The 24,110-nt window shown below is 66.2% G+C and carries 20 protein-coding genes; 2 read left to right on the forward strand and 18 right to left on the reverse strand.

Annotated features, from left to right (window positions below):
- Window positions 1–2 precede the first annotated feature (2 nt).
- Window positions 3–197, forward strand: a complete 195-nt coding sequence (locus B9C43_RS49510) for a ferredoxin (RefSeq protein WP_084434343.1) — start codon at window positions 3–5, stop codon at window positions 195–197.
- On the opposite strand, the gene ispG is transcribed toward B9C43_RS49510, so the two are convergent.
- From ispG to B9C43_RS49555, 9 genes are all read right to left on the reverse strand, one after another.
- On the reverse strand, window positions 198–1,352 hold the full coding sequence (gene ispG / locus B9C43_RS49515; protein ID WP_084434255.1) for a flavodoxin-dependent (E)-4-hydroxy-3-methylbut-2-enyl-diphosphate synthase: 1,155 nt from the start codon (window positions 1,350–1,352) through the stop codon (window positions 198–200). It abuts the gene before it with no gap.
- Window positions 1,349–4,069, reverse strand: coding sequence for a 1-deoxy-D-xylulose-5-phosphate synthase (locus B9C43_RS60010; RefSeq protein ID WP_084434256.1), 2,721 nt, complete (start codon window positions 4,067–4,069; stop codon window positions 1,349–1,351). Before B9C43_RS60010 ends, ispG begins: the two co-directional genes overlap by 4 nt.
- Window positions 4,070–4,073: 4 nt before the next feature.
- Entirely contained in the window at window positions 4,074–5,129 is a 1,056-nt protein-coding gene (locus tag B9C43_RS49525) for a polyprenyl synthetase family protein (RefSeq protein ID WP_084434257.1), read from the reverse strand.
- Window positions 5,130–5,158: 29 nt separating this feature from the next.
- Window positions 5,159–7,102, reverse strand: a complete 1,944-nt coding sequence (locus B9C43_RS49530) for a KedN5 family methylcobalamin-dependent radical SAM C-methyltransferase (protein ID WP_084434258.1) — start codon at window positions 7,100–7,102, stop codon at window positions 5,159–5,161.
- A 21-nt stretch (window positions 7,103–7,123) separates the two neighbouring features.
- Window positions 7,124–8,287, reverse strand: a complete 1,164-nt coding sequence (locus B9C43_RS49535; protein WP_033387467.1) for a cytochrome P450 — start codon at window positions 8,285–8,287, stop codon at window positions 7,124–7,126.
- Between the two features lie 11 nt (window positions 8,288–8,298).
- Window positions 8,299–9,108 carry an alpha/beta fold hydrolase gene (locus tag B9C43_RS49540; protein WP_084434259.1) on the reverse strand — a complete coding sequence of 270 codons (810 nt, stop codon included), beginning with the start codon at window positions 9,106–9,108 and terminating at the stop codon, window positions 8,299–8,301.
- A complete protein-coding gene (locus B9C43_RS49545; RefSeq protein WP_084434260.1) occupies window positions 9,105–10,139 on the reverse strand; it encodes an acyl-CoA dehydrogenase family protein in 1,035 nt (344 codons plus the stop codon). Before B9C43_RS49545 ends, B9C43_RS49540 begins: the two co-directional genes overlap by 4 nt.
- Window positions 10,140–10,156: 17 nt before the next feature.
- Window positions 10,157–10,933 carry a methyltransferase gene (locus B9C43_RS49550; RefSeq protein ID WP_051896541.1) on the reverse strand — a complete coding sequence of 259 codons (777 nt, stop codon included), beginning with the start codon at window positions 10,931–10,933 and terminating at the stop codon, window positions 10,157–10,159.
- A gap of 166 nt (window positions 10,934–11,099) precedes the next feature.
- On the reverse strand, window positions 11,100–12,260 hold the full coding sequence (locus B9C43_RS49555) for an FAD-dependent monooxygenase (RefSeq protein WP_084434261.1): 1,161 nt from the start codon (window positions 12,258–12,260) through the stop codon (window positions 11,100–11,102).
- Window positions 12,261–12,304: 44 nt separating this feature from the next.
- Here B9C43_RS49555 and B9C43_RS49560 point away from each other — a divergent pair, with 44 nt between their 5' ends.
- Window positions 12,305–13,276, forward strand: a complete 972-nt coding sequence (locus tag B9C43_RS49560; protein WP_084434262.1) for a UbiA family prenyltransferase — start codon at window positions 12,305–12,307, stop codon at window positions 13,274–13,276.
- Window positions 13,277–13,330: 54 nt separating this feature from the next.
- Here B9C43_RS49560 and B9C43_RS49565 read toward each other — a convergent pair whose 3' ends face one another.
- The 9 genes from B9C43_RS49565 to B9C43_RS49605 are packed head-to-tail and all read right to left on the reverse strand — an operon-like array spanning window position 13,331 to window position 24,106.
- A complete protein-coding gene (locus B9C43_RS49565) occupies window positions 13,331–14,161 on the reverse strand; it encodes a phytanoyl-CoA dioxygenase family protein (protein ID WP_084434263.1) in 831 nt (276 codons plus the stop codon).
- A gap of 37 nt (window positions 14,162–14,198) precedes the next feature.
- Window positions 14,199–15,386: a cytochrome P450 gene (locus B9C43_RS49570; RefSeq protein ID WP_143447159.1), complete on the reverse strand. Its 1,188-nt coding sequence runs from the start codon at window positions 15,384–15,386 to the stop codon at window positions 14,199–14,201.
- Window positions 15,387–15,398: 12 nt separating this feature from the next.
- Window positions 15,399–16,559 (reverse strand): macrolide family glycosyltransferase, encoded by a 1,161-nt coding sequence (locus B9C43_RS49575; RefSeq protein WP_084434265.1) that lies wholly within the window; start codon window positions 16,557–16,559, stop codon window positions 15,399–15,401.
- On the reverse strand, window positions 16,559–17,746 hold the full coding sequence (locus tag B9C43_RS49580) for a cytochrome P450 (protein ID WP_033387488.1): 1,188 nt from the start codon (window positions 17,744–17,746) through the stop codon (window positions 16,559–16,561). The genes B9C43_RS49575 and B9C43_RS49580 overlap by 1 nt, the downstream gene beginning before the upstream one ends.
- A gap of 44 nt (window positions 17,747–17,790) precedes the next feature.
- Complete coding sequence (locus tag B9C43_RS49585) at window positions 17,791–18,990, reverse strand: cytochrome P450 (RefSeq protein WP_084434344.1); 1,200 nt, start codon at window positions 18,988–18,990, stop codon at window positions 17,791–17,793.
- Between the two features lie 8 nt (window positions 18,991–18,998).
- Window positions 18,999–20,327: a cytochrome P450 gene (locus B9C43_RS49590; protein ID WP_084434267.1), complete on the reverse strand. Its 1,329-nt coding sequence runs from the start codon at window positions 20,325–20,327 to the stop codon at window positions 18,999–19,001.
- Window positions 20,324–22,030: a prenyltransferase/squalene oxidase repeat-containing protein gene (locus B9C43_RS49595; RefSeq protein ID WP_084434268.1), complete on the reverse strand. Its 1,707-nt coding sequence runs from the start codon at window positions 22,028–22,030 to the stop codon at window positions 20,324–20,326. Before B9C43_RS49595 ends, B9C43_RS49590 begins: the two co-directional genes overlap by 4 nt.
- Window positions 22,031–22,084: 54 nt before the next feature.
- On the reverse strand, window positions 22,085–23,101 hold the full coding sequence (locus B9C43_RS49600) for a class I SAM-dependent methyltransferase (RefSeq protein ID WP_084434269.1): 1,017 nt from the start codon (window positions 23,099–23,101) through the stop codon (window positions 22,085–22,087).
- 3 nt (window positions 23,102–23,104) lie between these two features.
- On the reverse strand, window positions 23,105–24,106 hold the full coding sequence (locus B9C43_RS49605; protein ID WP_160097303.1) for an NAD-dependent epimerase/dehydratase family protein: 1,002 nt from the start codon (window positions 24,104–24,106) through the stop codon (window positions 23,105–23,107).
- Window positions 24,107–24,110: the final 4 nt, after the last annotated feature.

Raw genomic sequence — 24,110 nt, forward strand, 5'->3', positions numbered from 1 at the left:
CCATGCGGATCACTGTCGACCACGACAAGTGCTGTGGCATCGGCAACTGCACGATGACCGCCCCGGCTGTCTTCGATCAGGACGAGAAGGACGGGACGGTCATCCTGCTACAGCCAAGCCCTCCGGCCGAGATCCATGATCTCGTCCGGAGGGCTGTCGGTGTTTGTCCATGTGAAGCGATCACAGTAGACGAATAGTCAGGACACGGTGACGACGGGAGCGCCGGACTCTTGCCCGGCCTCCCCCATCTCCTCGGCGATCCGCATGGCCTCTTCGATCAGCGTCTCGACGATCTGGTGCTCCGGGACCGTCTTGATCACCTCACCGCGTACGAAGATCTGGCCCTTGCCGTTGCCGGACGCCACGCCCAGGTCAGCCTCGCGAGCCTCGCCAGGACCGTTTACAACGCAGCCCATCACGGCGACCCGAAGTGGCACCTCCATGCCCTCCAGGCCTGCGGTCACTTGGTCCGCGAGTGTGTAGACATCCACCTGGGCACGACCACAGGAGGGGCAGGACACGATCTCCAGCTTGCGCGGCCGGAGGTTCAGCGACTGCAGGATCTGCGTGCCGACCTTGACTTCCTCGACCGGGGGCGCGGACAACGACACCCGGATCGTGTCGCCGATCCCCTGCCGTAACAGCGCGCCGAAGGCCACGGCGGACTTGATCGTGCCCTGGAAGGCTGGCCCTGCTTCCGTCACGCCGAGGTGCAGCGGGTAGTCACAGGACTCGGACAGCAGCTCGTACGCCCGGATCATCACCACCGGGTCGTTGTGCTTGACCGAGATCTTGATGTCGTGGAAGTCGTGCTCGGCGAACAGCGACGCTTCCCACAACGCTGACTCGACCAACGCCTCCGGCGTCGCCTTGCCGTGCTTGGCCAACAATCGAGGATCCAGAGAGCCCGCGTTCACCCCGATCCGGATCGGCGTGCCGTGATCACGGGCCGCCATCGCGATCTCGCGAACCTTGTCGTCGAACTTCTTGATGTTGCCCGGGTTCACCCGCACCGCCGCACACCCAGCCTCAATCGCGGCGAAGACATACTTCGGCTGGAAGTGGATATCCGCGATCACCGGGATCTTGGATTTACGGGCGATGTCCGGCAACGCCTCCGCGTCATCCTGCGACGGACACGCCACCCGCACGATGTCACAACCCGACGCGGTCAACTCCGCGATCTGCTGCAACGTCGCGTTCACGTTCGCGGTCACGGTCGTGGTCATCGATTGGACCGACACCGGGAACTCGCTGCCGACACCCACCGAACCGACCATCAACTGCCGGGTCTTGCGGCGTTCCGACAGAACCGGCGGCGGCAGCGAAGGCAGTCCCAAGTTCACGCTCATCCGACCAGCCCGCTTGTCTCGACGTCCTCGACGGCAGGCCAAGAGGCCGGATCCAGCAACCGGCCGACGATCTCGGCGGCGATCACCTCCGCGGTCAGGCCGCATTCGGCCAGTACCTCGGCTCGCTTTCCCTGTGCCAGGAACTGTTGCGGGATACCGAAGTTCACCACCGGAGTGGTCACGTTCGCGTCCTGCAACTGCTGCCCGAGCAAGGAGCCGAACCCGCCGACGCGGACGTTGTCCTCGACGGTCGCGACCACCTTGAACCGGTGCGCCATGGCAGACAGGAGCGGGTTGACCGGCTTGGTCCACCGTGGATCCACCACAGTCACGCCAACACCGTCCGAATGCAGCAACTCGGCGACCTCCATGCACAACTTGGCCATCGCGCCGACCGAAACGAGCAGCACGTCGTCAACGGGGTCGGGGCGCAGTACGTCGATCCCCGCACACCCGAACGCGGCAGGCACCTCGTCACCGACTTCACCCTTCGGAAAGCGAATGGTCGACGGTCCGTCCACTGTGTCCAAAGCGCCGCGCAGGGCACTGCGCAACGTCGCCGCGTCGCGCGGTGCCGCGATCCGCATTTTGGGCACGACGTTCAACAGCGACATGTCCCACATTCCGTTGTGGGACGGTCCGTCATCGCCGGTCACCCCGGCACGGTCGAGTACGAAGATCACCGGGCAGGAGTGCAAGGCGACGTCAAGCAGCACCTGGTCGATGGCACGGTTCAGGAACGTGGAGTAGATCGCGACGACCGGGCGCATGCCGGCCATGGCCATCCCGGCCGCTGCGGTGACCGCGTGCTGCTCCGCGATGCCGACGTCGACGACCCGAGCCGGATACCGCTCGGCGAACCGGCTCAGGCCAGTCGGATCCTGCATCGCAGCGGTGATCGCGACGACGTCCTCACGCAGACCGCCGAGCCGGACGAGCTCATCGGCGAACACCGACGTCCACGACCGGCCGCTGGCCTTGACCGGCACACCGGTCTGCGGATCCATCGGCTTGATCGCGTGGAACCGGTCGACCTGGTCGTTCTCGGCGAGCTCGTAGCCATATCCCTTACGGGTCAGGAAATGCACGACCACCGGGCCGTCTATCGAGGCAGCCTCGCGCAACGCGTTCTGCACTGCGTCGATGTCATGGCCGTCCACGGGACCGATGTACCGCAGGCCAAGCGTGGTAAAGAACTTGTCCGGTTCGTTGCCTGCCAAGTGGCGGGCCAGCCCGCCGACGGTCGGCGAGTACGACCGGCCATTGTCGTTCAGGACGATTACGACCGGTCGGCCTTCCCCGGCGATGGAGTTCAACGCTTCCCACGCCATGCCGCCGGTCAGCGAGCCGTCCCCCACCACGGCGATCACTCGTCGCCCGGTGACCCCACGCAACGAGTCCGCTTTGGACATGCCGTACGCATAGGAAAGCGCGGTCGAAGCGTGCGAGTTCTCGATGAAGTCGTGCGGCGATTCCTCCTGCGACGGATAGCCGGACAGCCCGTCCCGGGTCCGCAGACCACCGAGGTCCTGCCACCGGCCGGTCAGTACCTTGTGGACATACGCCTGATGGCCGGTATCCCACAGGATCCGGTCGGCAGGCGAGTCGAACACCCGGTGCAGGCCCAGGGTCAGCTCCACCACGCCGAGGCTCGGGCCGAGGTGCCCGCCGGTGCGGGACACCTCCTCGATGAGCAACGTCCTGATCTCACCGGCCAGCCTGGTCAGCTCGGGCGTGGACATCCGGCGCAGATCCGAGGGCTGCCGCACCGACGGCAACAACCGCTCATGGTTACGCTGCGGCATCGAGAAAACGACGTCCTCCACTGCGGTGATGTCCACGTCCACGTCACCGTATCCGTACTCGGCGAGCCGCTCGAGGACCTGCTCTACCAGGACATCCGGCGCGCTCGCGCCGGAACTGACCCCCACGGTGCGCACATCGCGCAACCACTCCTCGCGCAGATGACCCACATCCGGCACGAGATAGCTCCGCGCGCCCGCCTGCCTGGCGACGTCCACCATCCGCTGCGAGTTGCTGGAGTTCTCCGAACCCACCACCAGCACGAGCTCGCATTGCCGGGCGAGGGACTTGATGCCGTTCTGACGGTTCTGGCTGGCGTAGCAGATGGTGTCGCTCGCCGGCTCGGCCACGTCGTGGAACCGCTCGCGGATCCGGGCGACGACCTCGGCCGTGTCATCGACCGACAACGTCGTCTGTGTCAGGTAGGCCACGGGCGTATGCGGCGAAAGACCGAGCCGGTCCACGTCCTCGACCGTCTCGACCACGATCGTCCGCTCTGGCACCTCACCGCGAGTGCCTTCGGTCTCCTCATGGTTGTTGTGCCCGATCAACAGCAGCAGCCGGCCGTCCCTTGTGGCGCGCTTGGCCTGCTGATGGACCTTCGACACGAGCGGGCAGGTGGCGTCGATGACGTCGAGGTTCGCCTGGTCGGCGGCTTCCCGCACGGCGGGCGAGACCCCGTGCGCGGAGAACACGCACACGCTGCCCTCCGGCACTTCGGAGATCTCCTCGACGAACCGGGCACCCCTGCGCTCAAGCGAAGCGACCACATAATGGTTGTGCACGATCTGTTTTCGCACGTACACCGGCGGGCCGTGCATCTCCAACGCACGCTCGGTCATCGCGATCGCCCGATGCACGCCGGCACAGAAGCCACGCGGCTCGGCCAGGACTACCTTCCCCTTGGAAGTCATCGCCTCACCGGTCCCGATCGATGGCCGCTTGGGCGAACCCGCGCAACCTGTCCACACTCGGTGACGGCGGAAGTGCGCGTAACGCGTCGATTGCGTCGCGCGAGTACTGCACCGCCCGCTGGGCCGCGGCGGTGATCGCGCCAGTCCGCTCCAGGATCTCCATCAACGTGTCCCGCCGCACGATCGGATCGCCGTCGTCGACGAGGACTTCCGTGATGGCCTGGCGGCCGTCGGGGTCCGACTCCCAGTACGCCAGGATCACCGGCAGGGTGAGCCTGCCGTTGCGGATGTCGCTGGTGTCCGACTTGCCCATCACGTCGGTGTCCACTGTGTACGACATCACGTCGTCGTGGATCTGGAAGGCACATCCGAGGTTCTCGGCGTACTCCCCCAGCGCCCGTACCATGTGGTCCTCGCCGCCTGCCAACAGCGCGCCGCACTCGCACGCGCCCTTGAACAACGCGGCGGTCTTCAGCTTCACCATCGTCAGGTAGGCGTCGAGGTCGAAGTCCATCCGTTCCCGGATCTCAGCCTCAAGGCTCTGGCCCCGGCACAGGTCGATGCCACACCGAGCGACCACGTCAAGAGCCGCGACGATCCGGTCGGGCTGCGCGCCGGTGGTCCGGCACTCGGCCAGCGCCGCGAACAGGTCGAAGATCAGCGCGTCGCCAGCGACGATCGCGTTGTCGGCGCCGAACTTGTACTGGACAGAAGGCTTGCCCCGGCGCAGGTCGTCGTTGTCGATGATGTCGTCGTGGACGAGGCTCGCAACGTGCCCACATTCCGCGCCGATGGCGGCAGGCAGCACGACATCGGCGTCGCCACCGACGGCCATGGCGGACTCGAGCAGCAGGATCGGCCGGAACAGCTTTCCTGACGGCACCAAGGCATGCGCGCACATGGAACCCAGCAGGCTCGACTCCGCTTGCCAGCGATCCGCGAGCCGTTCACCGACCTTGCCGACAAGCACCGCGGACTGCATGGACCCGGTGGGGACCGACAATTGGTCACGTGGTCCTGTGCCACCCGCGACCGCGTCTATCGTCACATGACCAGGCATGGTTCCTCCTACAGTGCACAAGAGAAGCGTCACGATCGCACGAGCTGCCGTTCGAGCCGGCCCATGTAGTAGATGATTTCCTCGTGGTTGGTCGACGGCAGGAAGCGGTCGGCACCGACCTTGTAGTAGATGGAACTCACGGTTTCGGTGAGCAGGTGCTCATACGGTTCCTCCCGCCGCAACGCGAGAGTCAGCGCCGGTACGTCGTAGCCCTTCCAGACGTCCCGCCACACGTGGTACATGTCGCCGTCGATCTCCACCTGTGGCAGGTTTTCGTTGGCGTACCGGACAGACGGGTCGTTGCCTGGCAAGGTGTACGCGGGCAGCGTCAGCAGATCGTACTCGAACACGCTGTCCAAAAGCGACCGAAGGTCCTTGGGAACGAGCGGTATGACCGACTCGTTCCACCACCGCCGCAACATGTCCTTGGCTTCGTCGGTGCCATAGATCCGGGTGAGAACCGGGGCGAGCACGTCCGAGTCGGTGAACGAATTGACCATGCCGTTGCGGAACGGCTCCACACCCGGGTGCATGTCGTTCTCGAACCAGTCCATCAAGGACCGGATCAACTGGGACTGCGTGATCCCGGCCAAGGTCCGCAACGGGTGCCAGATGTTGCGGAAGACCGGGTTCTCGGCGACCAGCCGGGACACGAAGATGAACCGGTGCATGTACCGGTTGTCCCGGGTGGACATGGTGTCGTGGGACAGCAGGTACTCGAAGTCGTCGGTGTTGCCGCGCACAGTCACCAGGCCGAACCGGTCCCTGTCGGTGTGGTACGTGGTGTTCGGCAGGATCAGCATCGGGTACACCGCGACCCGCGAGACGTGCGCGGCCAGCCGGTCGTAGCCCTTCATGAAGGTCTCGATGGTCTCGCCCGGCGCGCCCCAGATCAGCTCGGCGTAGCAGTCAAGGCCTTCCTTGCCCAGCCACTCCGCGAGGCTCTCCCAGTCGTTGACCTTCATGTTGCGCCGGCTCATCAGATCGAGCGTGTTGTCGTCCAACGACTGCAACGCCAGGGTGAACGAGCTGTGCAGGCCCGCTTCCTTCATCAACTTGACGATCTTGTAGAACACCGCGGACTTGTTCTTCGCCCACGACGTCTCGATCGTCTTGGGATAGCCGTACTTCTGCTTCATCGCGATGACGTCCTCGACGAACTCGAGGTCGATCGGCATCATCCCGAAGTTCGCGTCGCACAGCACCAAGGTGTGCACTTTGTGTTTGGCGAAGAGCTCGATCTCCTCGCGTAACCGCTCGCGGGAGAAGGCCCGCACACGCTGGCCGACGGCGCCGCCCCAGTAACAGAACGAGCACTTGTACGGACAGCCGCGGTTGGTCTCCATCAACGCGACGTCGTACGGGAATTCGCCGTCCTTGTTGGTCAACGGGATGGCGCCGGTGAGGAACGGCGAGGCGATCTCGTCGAGGTTCTCGATCCGCAGACGGTCCTTTGTGGTCACCACTTGGCCGCTCTCGTCGACGAACGAGATTCCCTCGATGTCGTGCAGGCAACGCAACTGCACCTCGTCCAGACGCGCACGCAGCAGGTCGCGGAAGACGAACTCACCCTCGCCGTTGACCACGACGTCGACGTACGGATGTGCGCCGAACACACGGGTGGCCTGCTGCGAGACGTGGTTGCCGCCGAAGATCGCCCAGCCGTCCGGGTTGATCTGCTTGAACGTCTCGGCCAGCGCGGCGAACTCCTGGTAGTTCCAGCCGAGTACGGAGAACGCCATGACATCCGGTGCGCCGTCGGTGAAAAGCTGGTTGGCCATACCGAAGAGCGTGCCGCCGCCGTCGAAGTTGTGGATCTGGATGTCCATTTCGGCCGCGATGCGTTCGTCCTGCAGCGCTGTCGCCTTGAGGTAGCCGGAAGCCAGTGGCATCGACTCGAGCGACATGGCCCAGACACCCTGTTGCACCAGCCAGACCTTCAGCGGCCGGCTATTCGGTGGCCGATCTACCATTCGGGAGTCCCCTTTAAAAGATCACCACGTGACGATCAGTTCGGATGGCCCGTTGTCCAGCGGCAGACCGGTCCACGGAACCTCGTCCAGCGGAACGGTCAGCGCGAGAGTGGGCAGCTGATTGGCCAGCGCGCGGATCGCGGCCGTGACGGTCAACCTGGCGATGGCCGCTCCGACACACCGGTGCGGGCCGTAGCCGAACCGCATGTGCGGGTTGGGCGACCTGGCCGGGTCGAACTTGTCCGGGTCGCTGAACAGCGCCGGGTCCCGGTTGACGCCTTCCAGCCGGACGATGACCATGTCGCCTTCGGCGATGTGGTGCCCGGCGATCTCGACATCCGCGCGGGCGTACCGCGGGAAGGTCTCGCCGCTGATCCCGGCCTGGTGGCGGAAGATCTCCTCGACGGCGAGTTCGAGCTTGTGCTCGTCGGTCAGGCCGGCGAGTCCACCGCCCATCTCGATCAGCTTCATCACGCCGATGGTGATCGCGTTGACCGTCGTCAGCTGACCGCCGGTGAGCAGGCCCGCGGCCGTCTTCAGCAGTTCCGTGTCGTTGAGCCTGCCGTCCTCGGAGTCCCGGACCGCGACCAGTGTGCTGAGCAAGTCGTCCTGCGGCTGTTCGCGCTTGGACTGGACGAGCGCGGAGAGGAACTCAAGCAGTTCGGCCCAGCCCTGCGCCAAGCCTTGTTCCTCGTCGATGATCACGACGGACACCGCGATGGCCCACTTGTAGAACCGCTCGCGGTCCTCCACCGGCACCCCGAGCATCTGGGTGATCACCCCGAGGACCATCGGGTGTGCCACCAGTTCCATCAGGTTGGCTGGCGGGCCTGCCGCCCGCATCTCCTCGACGAGTTCTTCGGCGATGCGGTCGACCTTCGGCTTCAGGGAGTTCATCATCCGCGCACTGAAGCCGTGCGCCATCACGCGGCGGAGCCTGGCGTGGTTCTCGCCGTCGTTGAGCAGTGACTCCACGTCTGGCGGGTCGCCCTCGCGCGTGATGGCGAACCGGCGGTCGGACAGGACGCTCTGCGCTTCCTTCGGTCCGATGATCAGCCACGCCGGTGTGCCTGCGCCAGTCTGCGTGCGGATCACCGGCGAGTCCTTGCGCAGGTCCGCGTACGCGGGTGGTGGTTCGAGCGGGGAAGGCCGGTCGTACGGCAGCTCGAAGTTCAGTAGTTCCATGATCTCCTCAATCAACCCCGGCCGGACAGGCCGTCGAGAAACTGCCGTACCGCGGCCGTGAACCGGTCCGGGTCCTCCATGTTGACCATGTGCCCCACCCCTGCGAACACGTCGAGCTTCGCATTGGGCACAGTGGACACGATCCGGTCGAGCATGTCCCGTACGTCAGTGCACTCCAGCTCGCCGACGATGCCGAGCAGCGGAACGTCGATATCGGACAGACGGTTCCAGGTGTCCGCCGCTTTGCCTGGCATCACGGGGTTCGGTCGTGCGTGGTGGGTCGCGGTGTGCACCGCCATCTCGCGGCACCGCTCACGGACCTTCGGATCGACCTCGTGCGGCTCGCGCCGCGGCCCGTCCACCCACATCCGCAGGAACATCTCGATGTACCCGTCGGTGTCCTGGTTGAACGCGTACTCCATCTGGCGCTGCAGCGATCCCACGATGAAATCGCTCTGCCAGTACTGCTCGGACGTGCCGCACCCGCTGAGCACGAGTCCGGCGACCCGCTCGGGGTGGTCCAGTGCGGTGTCGAGCGCGCTCGTGCCGCCCATCGCCTGTCCCACAAGGTAAGCGGACTCCAGGCCGAGGTGGTCGAGCAGGACGGTCACGTCCTCGCCGCGCAGGTACTCAGTCGTCGGCGTCGACGATTCGCCGTGCCCGCGAGCGTCCACATTGAGCACTCGGTACCCGTCGAAAGCATGCAGCTGCTGGTCCCACACGCGACGGTTGAGCGTGCCGTCGTGCAAGAAGACGACCGGAGGCCCATCGCCTATGTCGTCATAGGCCAGGTGGCCGTCCGAGAATGGCGCCTTGTTCATCCCGCCGACCCCGCAGCGGCCAGCTTTTCCAGCAGTGCCGATTTCACCGCGGGCCTGCTGGCAACCACGAGAGTGAACAGCGATTCACGGGCAAGGCGCTGCGCGTCATGGCTTTGCAGCAACGCACGACCGCCTGCGGCGACAACGAAAGCGTTGCACGCCTGTACCGCCAAGGCCGAAGTCTCCGCGCGGAAGTGGGGCAGGCTGGACATGTCCTGCAGTGCGTCGTCGAACCGTGTCCGCAGTTCGGCCGCGGCCGCCCGGAACGCCTCGGCCATCTCCGGCTGCCCGGCCGAATCCAAGCCGGCCGCCGCCCGTTGGATGAGACCGAACGCGAGGCAGCTGTCGACTCGCAGGCCGATGGCAAGACCGCCGATGTACGCCTCGCGATTGGCGCGAGTGGTCACCATTTCGTCGGCGAGGAACAACTCGTCGAAGACCAGCCGGACGGTGTTGCTTGCCTGTGCCGCGACCAGATCCAGCGGCTGGACCTTCGAAATCCCCTTGCCCGCACGGGCTTCGATGAGTCCGCTGACGACATCGCCGCTCGCCGCGTCGTAAGCCGAGACGTGCAGGACGTCCACAATGCCCCAGCCGCTGACGAACGTCACGTCACCGGACAGCGACCAGCCGCCAGTGGTCCGGGTCGCGTTCACCCGCGGCGGGTCCGGTATGACGCCGGAGAAGGCGCCGCCGCCGCGCAACTGCCCGCTCGCCGCCCGACGCAGGTACTTGTCCCGCAGCTCCACGTTCGGCGTCGTCGCCAGGCTCATCACCACGCCGTGGTGCTGCAGCCAGGTGAAGGTGGTGGTCAGGCACGCGCTCGCCAGCGTCTCGATGACCTGCAGGAAGCCGGCGAAGTCACCGCCGGGGCCGCCGAACTCGACCGGCGCCACCAGACCGAAGAACCCGTCCTCGGCCAGCCGCTGGAAATGACTGTCCGGGATCCGCCCGGTGCGGTCCACCTCGCTGGCGGCGGGCAGCAAGACCTCGTCGGCGACCTTGAGTGCCTTCTGGAGCATTTCGGTCATGGCAGAAACATCCCCATTCACTGCGAGTTCAGCGATGACTTCAGCGGTGTCAGCTCGATCAGGTGCAGGTGCCACGCCGCGTGGCCGTTTCCCGGGTCACCGCCGACCAGATCGGCCGGAAAAGCGTCGGCCAGCGCTTCGGGAATCTCGTCCATCTCGACCTTCTTGAGGATGTTCAGCGTGTAGCCGGTCTCCTTGGCCAGATCGCCGACCAGGGTCGGATTTCCCAGCGCCTCGCCGAACCAGAGATAGACCTTTCCGCTCGGCGTCAGCAGGTCAAGTCCGTCCTTGAGGAACGTCCGCAGTTTCGCGAAGTTCGGGTCGAACATCGTCTCGTGCCAGATCGAGTTGTCGACGAATTCCTCCGGCGCGTCGAAGAACGGCGGGTTCCAATAGATCCCGTCGAATTTCTCACCTGGTTCGACCGCGGAGTAGAGGTCGCTTTCCCGCGCGGTCACCCTGTCCGCGACGCCATGCCGCTTCGCATTCATCTCGGTGTTCCGGACCGCGTTGGGGTTCAGGTCCAGGCCAAGCACTCGCTTGGTACCGGCGAGTGCGGCGAGCACCGACATGATCCCGGTACCGCAGCCCATTTCAAGGAATGCCGACATCTCGCCGAACGGAATCAGGTCGGCGTACAGCTCACCACCCGGGGAATAGGCCGGAGGCCACACGTCGTCCAGCAGATCCCACTGCCGTCCCAGCAATTCGAACACATCGGACCTGGTGTCGTCGGCGTGGTATCGGTCGATGATGTTCTGACCGATAATGAGTTCGAAGTCTCGCGCTTCCATACTGTCCCGTCTTACTTCGGCACCGTCTTACTTCGGCACTGCCTTCACTTCGGCATGCGACACCGAGGAATGAGTAGATATCCAGAAGGAGGCTTTCCCTTGAGTGAAACTCAGTGAAACAGCCTCTCGTGAAATGCGCAACAATCACGCGCGCGAACGGCGTGGGTCAGCCGATCGCCGGTGGCGACCACTGCACCATCGCGTCCATCGACCGCCGGGAAACCGCTTCGGGCAGGAAACCGCCGAGCCAAATGCCGCTGTTGCGGGCCGCGACGGCTATCGGCGACGACAACTCGGCGAACCGGCCCATCCAGCGCGACATCGTGCTCAGCCGGGAAGTCCGCGGCCGCCTGCTCTGATCGTAAGTCGCCAGGCCGGCCTGCAGTTCCGACCACGACTGCGCCTGCGCGACGGCGTATGCCAGCTCGACGGCGTCTTCCAACGCCAGGTTCGCGGAGCCGACATTCGGCGTCATCGGATGCGCCGCGTCCCCCACCAGAACCACGCGGTTGTCGTAGAAGCTGTCGATGGGACGCACGAGTTCCTCGATGCGGTCGAAGAACATGTGCTCCCGCGTCGAGCGCTCCAGCAGCTGGGGAATCGGGTCATGCCAACGCCCGAAAAGCGGCCCAGGGCCGTCCTCGCTGGTACGCCGCCCGCCGAGCTTGGCCAGCGCCGAGAAGTGCACTTCGCCGCCTGGCAGCGGAAGGATCGACAGGCGCAGCCCGGATCCCCACGTCTCGGCTGCCACCAAGGTCAGGCCGTCGGCAGGCACCACACACCGCCAGCTGACCGATCCCGTGCCGCGCAGGCCCGGGTGCTGCGGATGCATCGCCTGCCGGAGGGCAGACCGGACCCCGTCGGCCCCGATGACCAGGTCAGACTCCACCTCCGCGCCGTCGACCTTGATCACCGCACGGGCCTTCGCGTCGCCAGCGGCGACCGGTTCCACACGGGCTCCATAGTGGACAGTCCCGGGCGGCAACGCGTCGGCCAGCGCCTTGACCAGGTCGAGACGTGGCAGCGCACGGATCGACTCGCCGTACCGCTCCTCGATGAACCGCAGGCCACTCCTGGCGATCCATCGGCCGCCCGGAGCCCGCACCCCGCCTTCGTGCTGGGTCACGGCACGAGCGCGCACCGCGTCACCGACGCCGATCGCATCGAGGGCGAGCATTCCGTTGGGAGTGATTCCGATTCCGCCGCCGGTCGTGCGCAGATCAGGACTCCGCTCGAAAACCCGGATCGTCCACCCTTGTGCCGACAATGCGACAGCCGTCGCGAGACCCGCGATTCCGGCGCCTGCGATGTGCGCGGAACGCGTCATGAAAACCCTCCATTCACTCGCACATCCTTGCTACCTTCCGGATTATGCACAGCGCGGCTCCCATTCGGGTCAAAGTTCTGGCGCACATAGAAGCGTGCCGGCCCGACACAATCTTCTACGCGGGCACCGTCGGTTTGAGCGGGGCGATACTCACCAAGCCCGGCGCGGCACCCGGCCTGCTGATTCTGGCGTGGCTCGTCCCGACCCTCGCCTGGATCGCATCGCTGTACGGCGGTGACTATTTCGACCGGGAACTCGACGCACTGACAAAGCCGCATCGGCCGGTTCCGTCCGGCCGGATAAAAGCGGTCACCGCACGCAACATGATGGTTTTCCTCATTGCCTTGAGCGGACTGCTCGCGGTGCTGGTGAACCCCCTGACCGCTCTGCTCGCGATACCCGCCGCCGTCTTCGGCATCGCCTATGCCAGCTGGCTGAAAGGGCGAGGTCTGTGGGGGAACATCAGCCGTGGCCTGCCGACCGCGATGACGGTTCTCTACGGCTCGATGACCGTGCAGACCCTGCCCGATCCGGCATTGGTTCCACTGGCCCTGATGTTCTGGATCCACGACTCCGGGTCGAATCTCCTCGGGGCCCTGTGCGACCGGGACAGCGATCGCCAGGGCGGATATTTCACGTATCCCGTCCTCTACGGCGATGAAGCAACCGCCCGCGGTCTGATCCAGTTCTACGCCGGCTGGGTGGTTCTGGTTCTGGCGTGGCCGGTGTTCTTCAGCGAGCGAGTGGATCTCGTCGCTTACTACGGCCTGATCGCCTGCGCCATCGTTCTCGGCTGGATTTCGCTCAGGAGCGTCATCCGGGCGCCGAGGCCCATTGCCAGGGCCGTGGGATTGCGTGCCCACGAGATCGTGGTCATCGAACGAATCATCCTGGGCACTTTCCTGATCGCCGCCGCGGGCCGCATCGAACTCGCCGTTGTCATCGGCATTCCGTCGCTGGCTCTCACCATGCTCGCCCGGCGGTTGATGCGCCGCCGCTACGAGCCCCGCTCCTAGATTCCTGCCTGCTCGGTTCCGGATGATCAGAACCGAGCAGGCAGAACCGCGTTGTCAAGCCGTGGGGATCGCGTTGCGAGGGTGGCCGCCTTTGTAGAGGCCGAGAACCAGCTCGTGCGAGTAACCGAGCAGCTCCTGCAGTTCGGGATCGAGCTCGGCGGCCTTCTCCGGCGGAACACTGAGCGTGCCGTTCTCGACCTGACGCAGCCAGCCGACCTGGAAGCCCATCGAGAAGATCTGCCGGACGTCGTCCTCGGTGGTGTTCGCGCCGCCCGCGTGGAACAGGTCGGCACGGAACAGCAGCGCGTCCCCCTTCTTCATCTCAGCCTGCACGGCTTCGCTCCAGTCCGGCGGCGGGGCGGTCGCTGGGCCGCTGTGGCTGTCGAGCACCACCCAGGTCGCGCCGTTGTCCACGGTGAAGTCGCTCATCGCAGCCATCACCGTCAGCGCGATGGGGTTCTCGCTCGGCGGGACGCGGTACCACGAGAACGTGTCCAGGTGCAGCTCCTGGCGGAACGCTCCGGGCTTGCGCGCCATGTACTCGGCGATGGTCAGCAGGATGTTGTCCGACAACGGCTTGAGCACCCGGCGAGCGCAGTCGACGATGTCGCGCTGCATCACCATTTCCGGCGCGCTGGGGATGGTGCCGATCAGTCCGTGCAACGTCCCGGTGGTGTCCCCCTGGAAGCCGCCGAGCACCGACTTCGCCGCGTACTGCGCTTCCTGTGGGTTCTCCGCCAGGTACTTCTCGACCTCGGTCAGGAACGTGTCGCACTGGTCGGGCGTGTACGCCCCGGCCAGGATCACCGCACCGCGGTCGCGCACCGCGTCGTCGAGTTCCGCCTGGTCGTACGGCCTGGTGACCCGAGGGACTGTGTTACTCATGAGCAAAGACCTTTCCGATCCTGACTTGTTTCGCTGATCACCAGGCGACCGGCAGCCGCTCGATGCTGACGTCCATTCCTTCGGCCCGCCACTCCACCTGGTGCGGCGGGTCCGCCAACCGGATCTCCGGGATCCTGGTCAGCAAGGTGCCCAGTGCGACAGCCAGCTCCATGCGGGCGAGTGCCGAACCGAGGCAGTGGTGGATTCCGTGGCCGAAAGCCAGATGCGGGCTGCGGTCGGCCTTGACGTTCATCGCGTCCGGGTTGGCGAACTCCGCCGAGTCACGGTTGGCGCCCACACGCGACGCGATGACCGTCTCGCCCATCTTGATCCGCACCCCGCAGATGTCCACATCGGACTGGGCGATCCGCTGGATGCCGATCTCCTCGTCCTGCAGCCGCAGCAGTTCCTCGACGACGTGCTCGATCTCGATCTCGCCTGCCCGCAACCGATCCAGCACCCCCGGGTTGTCGAACAGCCGCAGCAGGCCGTGCGAGATGGCGGACGCGGTGGTCACGTACCCGGCCATCAGCAGACCCATCGCCATCGACGAGATCTCCAGCCGGGTCAGCCCGTCCCGCTGGTCTGACTGACGGGCGAGATCGCTGAGCAGATCACCACCGTCGGGCTTGCCATCCACCAGCTTGACGACGAACCGTTGCAGGTCCATGAACGCCGTCCCGGCGTCCTCGGCGGCACCGCTGACCGAGCGGAGCACGATGTCGGCCCAGCCGCGGAACTGCCCACGGTCCTCCGGCGGAATGCCGAGCAGCTCGGAGATGATCGAGATCGGCAGCGGGTAGGCGAATTCCTCCTGCAGGTCCACGACCGGTCCCTTGGCCAGCATCGTCGCGATGAGACCGTCGGTGATCTCCTGCGCGCGCTCCCGCAACTCGGCGATCCGGCGTGCGGTGAACGCACGGGTCACGCTGCGGCGCAACCGGGTGTGGTCGGGCGGGTCCTTGAGGAACATGAAGCCCGCAGCCAAGTTGTCCACGTCCGCGGTCGGGATCGAACCCGGGTACTGCGTGCCGAAAGCCGGATGTCCCAGCAGAGAACGCACATCCTGGTATCGAGTGACCAGCCATGCCTCGCCACCGCCGAACAGGCGGACCTTGTGGATCGGCGCGTCGGTCCGCAGCCGCGCCAGATCCGGTGCGGGGTCGATGATCGAGTCGCGGACGAACGGGTAGTCGACCAGTTTCTCGGTCACTTGGTCTTGCACGGCAACCACTCCCTAGAACGCGGCTTCGACGGCGTCGGCGAACTGTCCCCCGCTGCGGCCGTCGCGCAGTTTCTGTTGGAACCTCGCCAGGCGCTCGGCCATCTCGGTGTCGTTGGCGACCTGCTTGATCAGGTCGGCCAGTTCGTCGGCGGTGAACGGCTCTCGCAGCCGTACGCCGAGACCAAGCCGTTCCATGCTGTCCGCGACGCCGCGCTGTTCGCCGATCTGCGGGGCGATCAGCACCGGAACACCTTGCGCCAGCGCCTCGATCGTGCTTGTCAGCCCGCCGTGCGTGATCGCGACCGACGCGTGCTGCAGGGTGTCGATCATCGGCAGTTTGGCGCGCAGCAGCACCCGGTCGGAGATCGGGCCGACGGCCTGCGGCGAGACCTTGTTGCCCAGCGCGGCGGCAGCGTGCCAGCCCAGGCGCTCGACGCCTTCGATGCAGGTACGGAAGAACCCGATCTTCTCGTTGAACACGGTGCCGAGTGAGATCACAGCCAAGGGCGACGCCTTGCGCAGCCACGGCAGCTCCGGCGAGTTCTCGGCGGGCCGGATGCACGGGTCGATGAACGTGAACCGGTCGTCGAACGTCTCCCCCTTCGGCTGGATCTCACGGGGGAACAGCACGATGTTGCGCTCGGCCTCGTTGTCGAAGAACTGCTCCGGCGACACTGACGAAGCCAGCCCGACCTCGTCGAGGAACTCGGCCACCGCACCGAAGAACGCCAACATCGACTCGTCAGTGTCCGAGCGGGACTCGTAGTCCTGGTGCAAGGAGAACTCGGCGTTCGACGCGAACACCGGCCACGTGCGGATCACGGGGATGTCGAACGCCTGCCCGAGCAGCCAGCCCGCGGTCGACAGCACGTCGGACACGATCACGTCCGGCCTGTCCTCGCGAACGGCCTTCGCCAACATCGCGTAGGCCGCGCGAGTCTCCTTGAGCATCAACGGCAACACGTTGCCCATATCGGACAGTTCGACTTGCACGGAGTCCATTGGGGACTCGTATGGCACGACATCCACGACCTTGCCGATCTCGGCGGCGAAACTCCCGGATGCCAGCGCACTCACCCGGTGCCCACGCCGGACCAGCTCGGTCAGACCCTCCAGGGCCGGGTATACGTGTCCCCACGCCGGGATCGACGCGTACAGAACGTGCTTTCCCATCAGGCCGTCACCTTGACCATCATCCGCTCGGGGAACCGGTCGCCGAGCATGTTCACCTTCCACGGCACGGCCTTCCACGCCTCCAGCATCTCGAAGTCCAAGCCGCACTCGACCAGCGCGTCGGTCGCGACCTGCAGTTCCAGCCGGGCCAGGTTGGCGCCGAGGCAGCGGTGGATGCCGAAGCCGAACGCGATGTGCCGGATCAGCTTGTCCCGCCGCGGGTTGAAGGTGTCCGGGTCGTCGAACAACGAGTCGTCCCGGTTCGCCGCGATCAGCGGCGCGACGACCTGGTCACCCTTGCGGATGGTGACGTCGCCCAGCTCGAAGTCCTCGGCGGCGAACCGCGGCATCGACTCGCCGTTGTCGCCGGACTGGATCCGCAGCACCTCTTCGACGAACTGCTTGCGCAGTTCCTCGCCGTCCGGGGCGGTCCGCAGTGTGTGGAGCCACTTGAACTCCAGCAGATAACGCATGGCGACGGCGATCGCGTTGGCTGTGCTGACGTAGCCCGCGACCGGAAGCCCGAGGACCATGGTCGCCAGCTCGACGTCGTCGACCGTGCCTTCGTCCTCCTGCACCCGGATCATGTGCGCGATGAGGTCGGTGCCCTCGCGGCCGGTTGTGCGACGCCGTTCGGCGATCAGGTCACGGACGTAGCTGTTCAGCTGCTTCCATCCCTCGATCGCCACCACGCCCTGTGCCTCGGACAAGGGCACCAGCAACTGGTCCGACAGGTGCAGGAACATCGCACGGTCCGGCTCGGGCACGCCGACCACGGCGGCGATCACGTTCATCGTCAACGGTTTGGCGAAATCCGCCATCACGTCGGCCGGCCGGTTCGCGGATCCGATCTCGGCGAGCAGTTCGTCCGCTTTCGCCCTGATCGAGTCGCGGTAGCGGCCGACGTAGCCGACCGCGAACGGCCCGGCGACCAAGCCCCGCAGGCGCGTGTGCTCCGGCGGGTCCTGGAAGATCGACTCGTTCGCCTCGGCCGTTCCGCTGCCCTTCTCCAGGTCGATCGGTGACACGCTGAACACCTGGCTGCCCAGGACTTTCCGGATGTCGGCGTACCGGCTCACCAGCCAGACACCCTCGCCGTCCGGTGCGGTGGTCTTGGACACCGGACAGGTGGCACGCAGCGTCGCCCAGTCCCGTTCGTCGAGGTCGGCCGGCCGGAACCGTTCCACCGGTGGCGGCTTCCTTGACGTTACGGCGTCTGCTTCGGATGAGGTCATGCCGTCTCTCCGTTCCTCTCGGACAACATCAGGCGGGACGGTCCGCGCACGAGCATCCCGGCCTTCCACTCGATCCCGGACTCGGCGGGCGCGAGCCGGAGCCCGGGTGCGGCAGACGTCAGGACCTCAAGCGCCACTTGCAGTTCGAGGCGGGCCAGTGGTGCGCCGAGGCAGAAGTGCGCACCGAAGCCGAACCCGATGTGCGGGTTCGGATCACGGGCGAAGTCCAGCCGGTCCGGGTCGGTGAAGACCCGCGGATCCCGGTTGGCGATCACCGACGCGGGCACCACGGGCGAGCCGGCCTCGATCAGGGTGCCGCTGAGCACGATGTCGCGCACGGCATAGCGAGGCGTCGTGCCGTTCGCCTCAAGCGGCACGTACCGCATCAGCTCCTCGACCGCGGTGGGGACCAGCAAGGGGTTCGCCACCAGGCTTTCGAACCGGGCGCGGTCTTCCAGCAGCACGTACATGAAGTTCGGCAACTGGGTGGACGTGGTCTCGTATCCGGCCACCAGGATGGTCATCGCGAGGATGACCAGTTCGTCGTCCGACACCGTGCCGACGTCCGACTGGACGGCGAGCATGGCCGACATCAGGTCGTCCCGTGGCTGCTTGCGCCGCTCGGCCAGCAACGCGGCCATGTAGTCCCACATCTTCCCGGTCGCGGCCCACCGCTCGTCCTCAGAGATCGACGTGGTCGCCAGACCGGCCTCGGCCCAGTGCCGGAAGTGCTCACGGTCCTCGTAGGGCACGCCGAGCATCTCGCAGATCATCTTGAGCGTGTACGGCAGCGCGAAGTCCTCGACGCCGTCGAAGGTGCCCGCCGACAACCCGTCCTTGATCAGTTCGGTGGCCAGCACCGTGGCACGTTCCCGCAACCGGGAGACTGTTCGTGGCGTGAACGCCTGGCGGCACACCGAACGCACCCGGGTGTGCTCCGGTGGGTCCATCGCGACGATGCCGCCGCTGAAGTTCTCCTCGGTCACCCGTGGCACGTCCCGCTGGAGCGACTCGGCACGGGAGAAAGCCGGATCCGACAGCACGGTCCGGACGTCCGCGTACCGGGTGACCAGCCAAGCCTCCTCGCCGTACGGGAACTTGACGCGGCTGACCGGTTCGTCGTCCTGCAACTGGCGGTACTCCGGCTCGACGTCCAACCGGGACGGACGGGGGAACGGAAAACCCCGGACTGGCATGTCGATCCTCACTCTCGTCCGGCCATCATGTGGTTCTCGGCGATGACCACCTCCGCGCCGCGGCGCGGCACGAGCATCGGTCCCTTGGGGGTGACGCCTTCGGGCGTGGCACTGCGCGGCCGCAGCCGGACGTTGCGGAGGATCGTGCTGATGATCGTGCGCATCTCGATCATCGCGAGCGACGCGCCCAGACACCGGTGACTGCCACCGCCGAACGGCATGAAGTGCGCACTTGGTGGTTCGACCGGGTGGAACCGGTCGATGGAGTAGTTCTCCGGCTGCGGGTGCAGGTCCTCGGACAGGTGCAGCAGGCCAAGGGAGACCGCGAACATCGTGCCCTCGGGGAAGACGTAACCCTCGGCTTTCCATTCCCTGCTGGCGATCCTGCCGATGTCCAATGTGGTCGGGCGGGCCCGGATGGCCTCGTGGATCGCCGCGTCGAGCACCTTCCAGTCCTCGCTGAACACCGCGGCCTCCACCTGCTTGAGCGCGCCAGGTGCACGCATCACGCGCTCGAAGAACCAGGCGAGCTGGGTGGCCGTGGTCTCCTGACCGACCGCCAGCAGAGTGACCATGTGGTCGCGTAGTTCCTGGTCGGTGACTCCCGCGCGGTCCTGTCCCTTGGCCAGCAGGATCGACAGCACGTCATTGCCCCGGCCGTCAGGGTTGACCGCCAGCTCGGCCCGGCGTTCCCGGATCTCCGCGTAGATGATCTCGTCGGTCTCCCGCAGCAGCCGCTGGAACGCCGCCCACGGCCCGAAACCGCCGAACTGCCTGCGCATCGCCGGCAGCAGGATGATCAGCGGGTTGACATCCAGCAGCCTGGGCACCAGTTGGCGCAACCGGTCCAGCCGGGACGAATCGGTGATCCCGAACACCGCCCGGATCATCACCTCGAGCGTGACCCGTTGGAAGACGTTGAGCAGCCGAACCGTCGATCCGACGGTCCATTGCCGGATCTCCTGCTCCACAATGGACCGCATCACCTCGACGTAGGTCGCGACGTTGTTGCCGTGCAACGGCCGCATCAGCACCTTGCGCCGTTCGGTGTGCTCGGCGCCGCCGGACATCAGCAGCGAGTGCTCCCCCACCACGAACCGGATCGACTCGTTGGCAGCGGCCGCGTCGAAGTCGCCGGCGTCGTCGCGCAGGATCCGGCGGATGCCGTCCGGCGTGCTGATGTAGACGACGTCGCCGAAGCCGACGATGCGCGCGGTGAAGAGCGGCCCGTAACGCCGCAGGCAGGCCTTGCCGAACTTGACCGGCGCGACCACCCACATCAGCGTCTGGATCACCGCGGGCAGCTTGGGACCGGGCGGCAAGGTCACGGAACTCACTGGTCGTCTCCACCGCGGTTTACCGCCTTGAGCCACCGGCCGAGCGCGCGCAGCGTGAACGTGTGCGCGATCAGGTCGTCGGTGTAGCACAGGTCGTCGAAGTAGAGCCCGACGTTGCTCGGCCGCCAGGTCCCCTGGTCGTCCTGGTTGTTCACGATCCATTCCATACCCCGCAGCACCGCAGGGCTGTCCGGGCGTTCACCGCCCTTGAGCAACGCGAACACCGCCCACCCGGTCTCTTCGGCCGTGGTGCCCTTCGGCGGGAGCTCGTGCCTCAGCGGCCAGCCGCCGTCCTCGGCCTGGTTGGCCAGCAACCACTTCCGTGCGGCCTCGGCGGTGGGTGCGCTGCCGCTCCTGCTGTCCACGAAGGCCTCCAGCAGGCGGCTGGTGCCGTGGGTGTTGTCACGGAACCACACCGACGAGATCGAGCCGTCGTCCTGCTGGTGCTTGCGCAGGTACGCCATTCCCCTGGCGATCGCCGTGCCGGGCGAGTCCGACACCCCGAACCGTTGCAACGCCATGATCACGTGAGCCGTGACGCCGGGACACGGCCGGTCGTTCATGATGTGGGTGTCCCGGACCCACTCCGACCACGAGCCGTCCTTGTTCTGCATCTTGAGCAGCCAGTGGATGCCGAGTTGCACCGCGGGGTGCGTGCGCGGCACGCCAAGGTCGGCCAGTACGCCCAGCACGACGGCGGTGTCCTCGGTCTCCGGCCAGCCCGACGGGTTGGCCCAGCCCCACCCGCCTGCCGGGATGTTGAACTGGCTGAACGGTTTGTTCCACTGGTTGCGCAGCAGCCACTCGCGCGTGCCTTGCAGCAGCGGCTCGGTGGCCACGTCCTGGAACTCGCTCAACGCCATGATCGAGTACGCGGTCACCGAGATCTCCAGATCCCGGTCGATCGCCCACGATCCGTCCGCTCGCTGGGTCTCCAGCAGATAACGCAGGGACGCCAGCTGCAGGTCCTGTCCGACACCGGCCTGCCGCAGTCCGAGGTAGACGAACCCGGCGATCATCGGGCACTCCTCGATACCGCCGTTGGTCCCGGAGATCTCGCGCAGCCAGTTCAGCGCCATCGGCTCGGCGATCCGGCTGAGGATCCGGCGCAGCGGGTTGCGTTTCATCGTCCGTGCCTGCATCACACCAAGCCCGAGGATGGCGGGCAGCGCGATCGAGACCTTGTTGCGCCAGCGCGGTGGGATCAGCATCGTCTCGACCGGCAGGTCAGGCTGCTGCTCGAAGTCCCGCAGGCCGGTCAGCGCCCAGATCGTCGGCAGGGCCGCGGGCCACGTCTTCGGCGCCTCGCCGGTGAGGCCCGGGATCACGTTCATCCCGTCGTTCTCGTCGATGAACACGCGGGCACGTTCGATGGCGCCATGCGACCTGTCGGGGTCGATCTCATGCAGCGCGGCGAGCCCGAAGGCGGTCATGCCGGGGCTGCTGGGCCACTCGGCGTCGGCCATCGCCCAGCCGCCGTCCTCGCGCTGGTACTGCCGCAACCACTGCACCGCGGACTCGACGCGGTCCTTGTACAGGTGCGGGTCGGCGCGGTTGAGCGACAGTGCGCCGAGCGCGGTCGCGATGGTGGACGACGAGAGCCGGTCCACCCAGGACCCGTCCTCACGCTGCCGGTCCCAGAGGTGGGTGATCGCGCGCTCCGCTGCCTTCTCGACGCGTGCCTGAAGCTGTCCGACGTCCAATGCCTCGCTACCTTCCGTATCACGAAGTTCTTGCTGCGAAGGGGGATCGGCGCCTCAGCGCGCCACCGCGACAATCCGATAGGTGTTGCCGCCGTGACCCCGTGCGGTCACCAGATGCAGAAGCAGGTCCACAGCCAAGGCCAGACCAAGTAAGGGCGCCGCGAGCAGCATCGCGCCCTTCCTGACCACGCGCTCGCGCAGGCTCACTCTCGAACGGCTGAGCCACGGCCACGGTTTGGCCGGTGGCAGGTGGTAGTTGAGGGCGGTCATCAAGGCCGCCATGTTGTCGAACGGCTTGTTGGCCTTGCCGCGCTGCACCTGCGCCACCTCGAAGCCGCTGTCCGCCAACAGGGTGCGCATGTTGCGGTACGGCATCAGGTTCATGTTCTGCGGCGCCAGCCAGCAGTACCAGTACCGGCCGTGCAGGTGCGAGAACGGGCTTTCCGGGTTGACCACCTCGATCAGTGCGACACCGCCCTTGCGCAGCACCTTGTGCACCGCGTCCAGCTCCTGGCGCGGTGAAGGGGTTCGTTCCAAGTAGTGGATCAGGCTGACCACATCGAACTTCTCGGCGTTCTCCCCGGCGAACTCGACCAGTGGCACGCGTGCGGCTTCGTCCACCCAGCCGCGGTCCTGCCCGCGCAGGATCTCCTCGCTGGGGTCCAAGGCCCAGAACTTGGTGTCGGGAAGGAGTTTCCGGGCCTCGCGGCAGAAATGACCGTGCCGGGCACCGACGTCGAGCCAGTTCGCCGGGTTGCCGCCGACCAGCCGGACCCGCTTGCGGTGTGCGGGTTTGGTGTACTCAGCGACCGACGCGTAGTGCTCACGGCCGAGTCCGTCGTAGAAGTCGTGGCAGTAATACGCCAAACCTCGGCCGGTCAGCCGGGGGTTCTGGAAGACGTGGCCGCACGACACGCACTCGTCCATGTTGAACACTCCGGGCTTGCACTGCCGGGTGTCGGCGACCCGGATCCGCAACCCGATGTCCGCGCCACCGCACCACGGACAGGACGTCATCTTCGGGTGGAAGAACCGGCCGTGCCCGCGTGTCAGCTCGTGGTGGTAGTCCATGCGTCATCCGATCCCGCGGTCACGCATGACCGAGTCGATCGTCAGCCGCAGTCCGTCCGCCATGGACACACTGTTCTGAAAACCCAACGACGCCAGTTTGGTCGCGTCACAGTGCTGTCGTTCCAGCGCACTGGGCATGCCCGCACCCGAGACCACCTCGTAGCCGTTCTTGCGGATGGTGTCCGCCCGGTCGCGGTCATAGGGCTCACAGGCCTGCCGCGACTGTTCGATCATCTCCTCGACCAAGTCCAATGTGGTCCGATGGGCAGCGGGCGCCATGTTGAAGACCTCGCCAAGGGCCCGTGGGTCGAATGCGATCGTCGTCAGTGCCCGTACCGCGTCGGTCACGTAGACGTAGTCCCGGCCATGCGCCATGGATCCTTCGTAGATCACCGGTGGCAACGGCCCGGCCTCGTCGAAGAGCCTGCTCAGGGTCCGTGGCACGATCCGCGAGCCGGTATTCGGATCGCCAGGGCCGAAGACATTGCACAGTCGCAATGTCGCGACCGGCACCCCGAACTCATAGCCGTACAGTCGAACCAGGTTGTCCGAGGACAGTTTGCCCACGTCGTAAACGCCGCGCGCGTGCAGAGCGGAACTCTCGACATACGCCTCGCCAGACAGTTCGCCGTACACCTTGTCCGTTGAGGACAGCACGAACCGCTGCAGACCGGTACACGCCACCCGGGCTGCTTCGAGCATGTTCATGGTCCCGCCGATGTTGTCGGCCAGCGATCCATGCGGATCGTTGAAGGCCGAGTCGATCGTCGACGACGCGGCCAAGTGGAAGATCACGGCCGGATCCACCTCTTTGACGGTCGCGGCACAGTCCTCGAACTCCGCTATGTCCAAGCGGATCGACTCGACCGAGTCGTCCGGGTACGCCAGCCGGTCCACGACGACGACCTCGAAGCCCTGCCGCCGCAGGCTTGTGACCAGATGCGTGCCGATGAAGCCGCAGCCACCCGTGACCATCACCGTTCGGCCGGCGCCCGTGTCCGTCATGCCG

The sequence above is a fragment of the Kibdelosporangium aridum genome (genome assembly GCF_900176515.1).
Lineage (GTDB): Bacteria > Actinomycetota > Actinomycetes > Mycobacteriales > Pseudonocardiaceae > Kibdelosporangium > Kibdelosporangium aridum.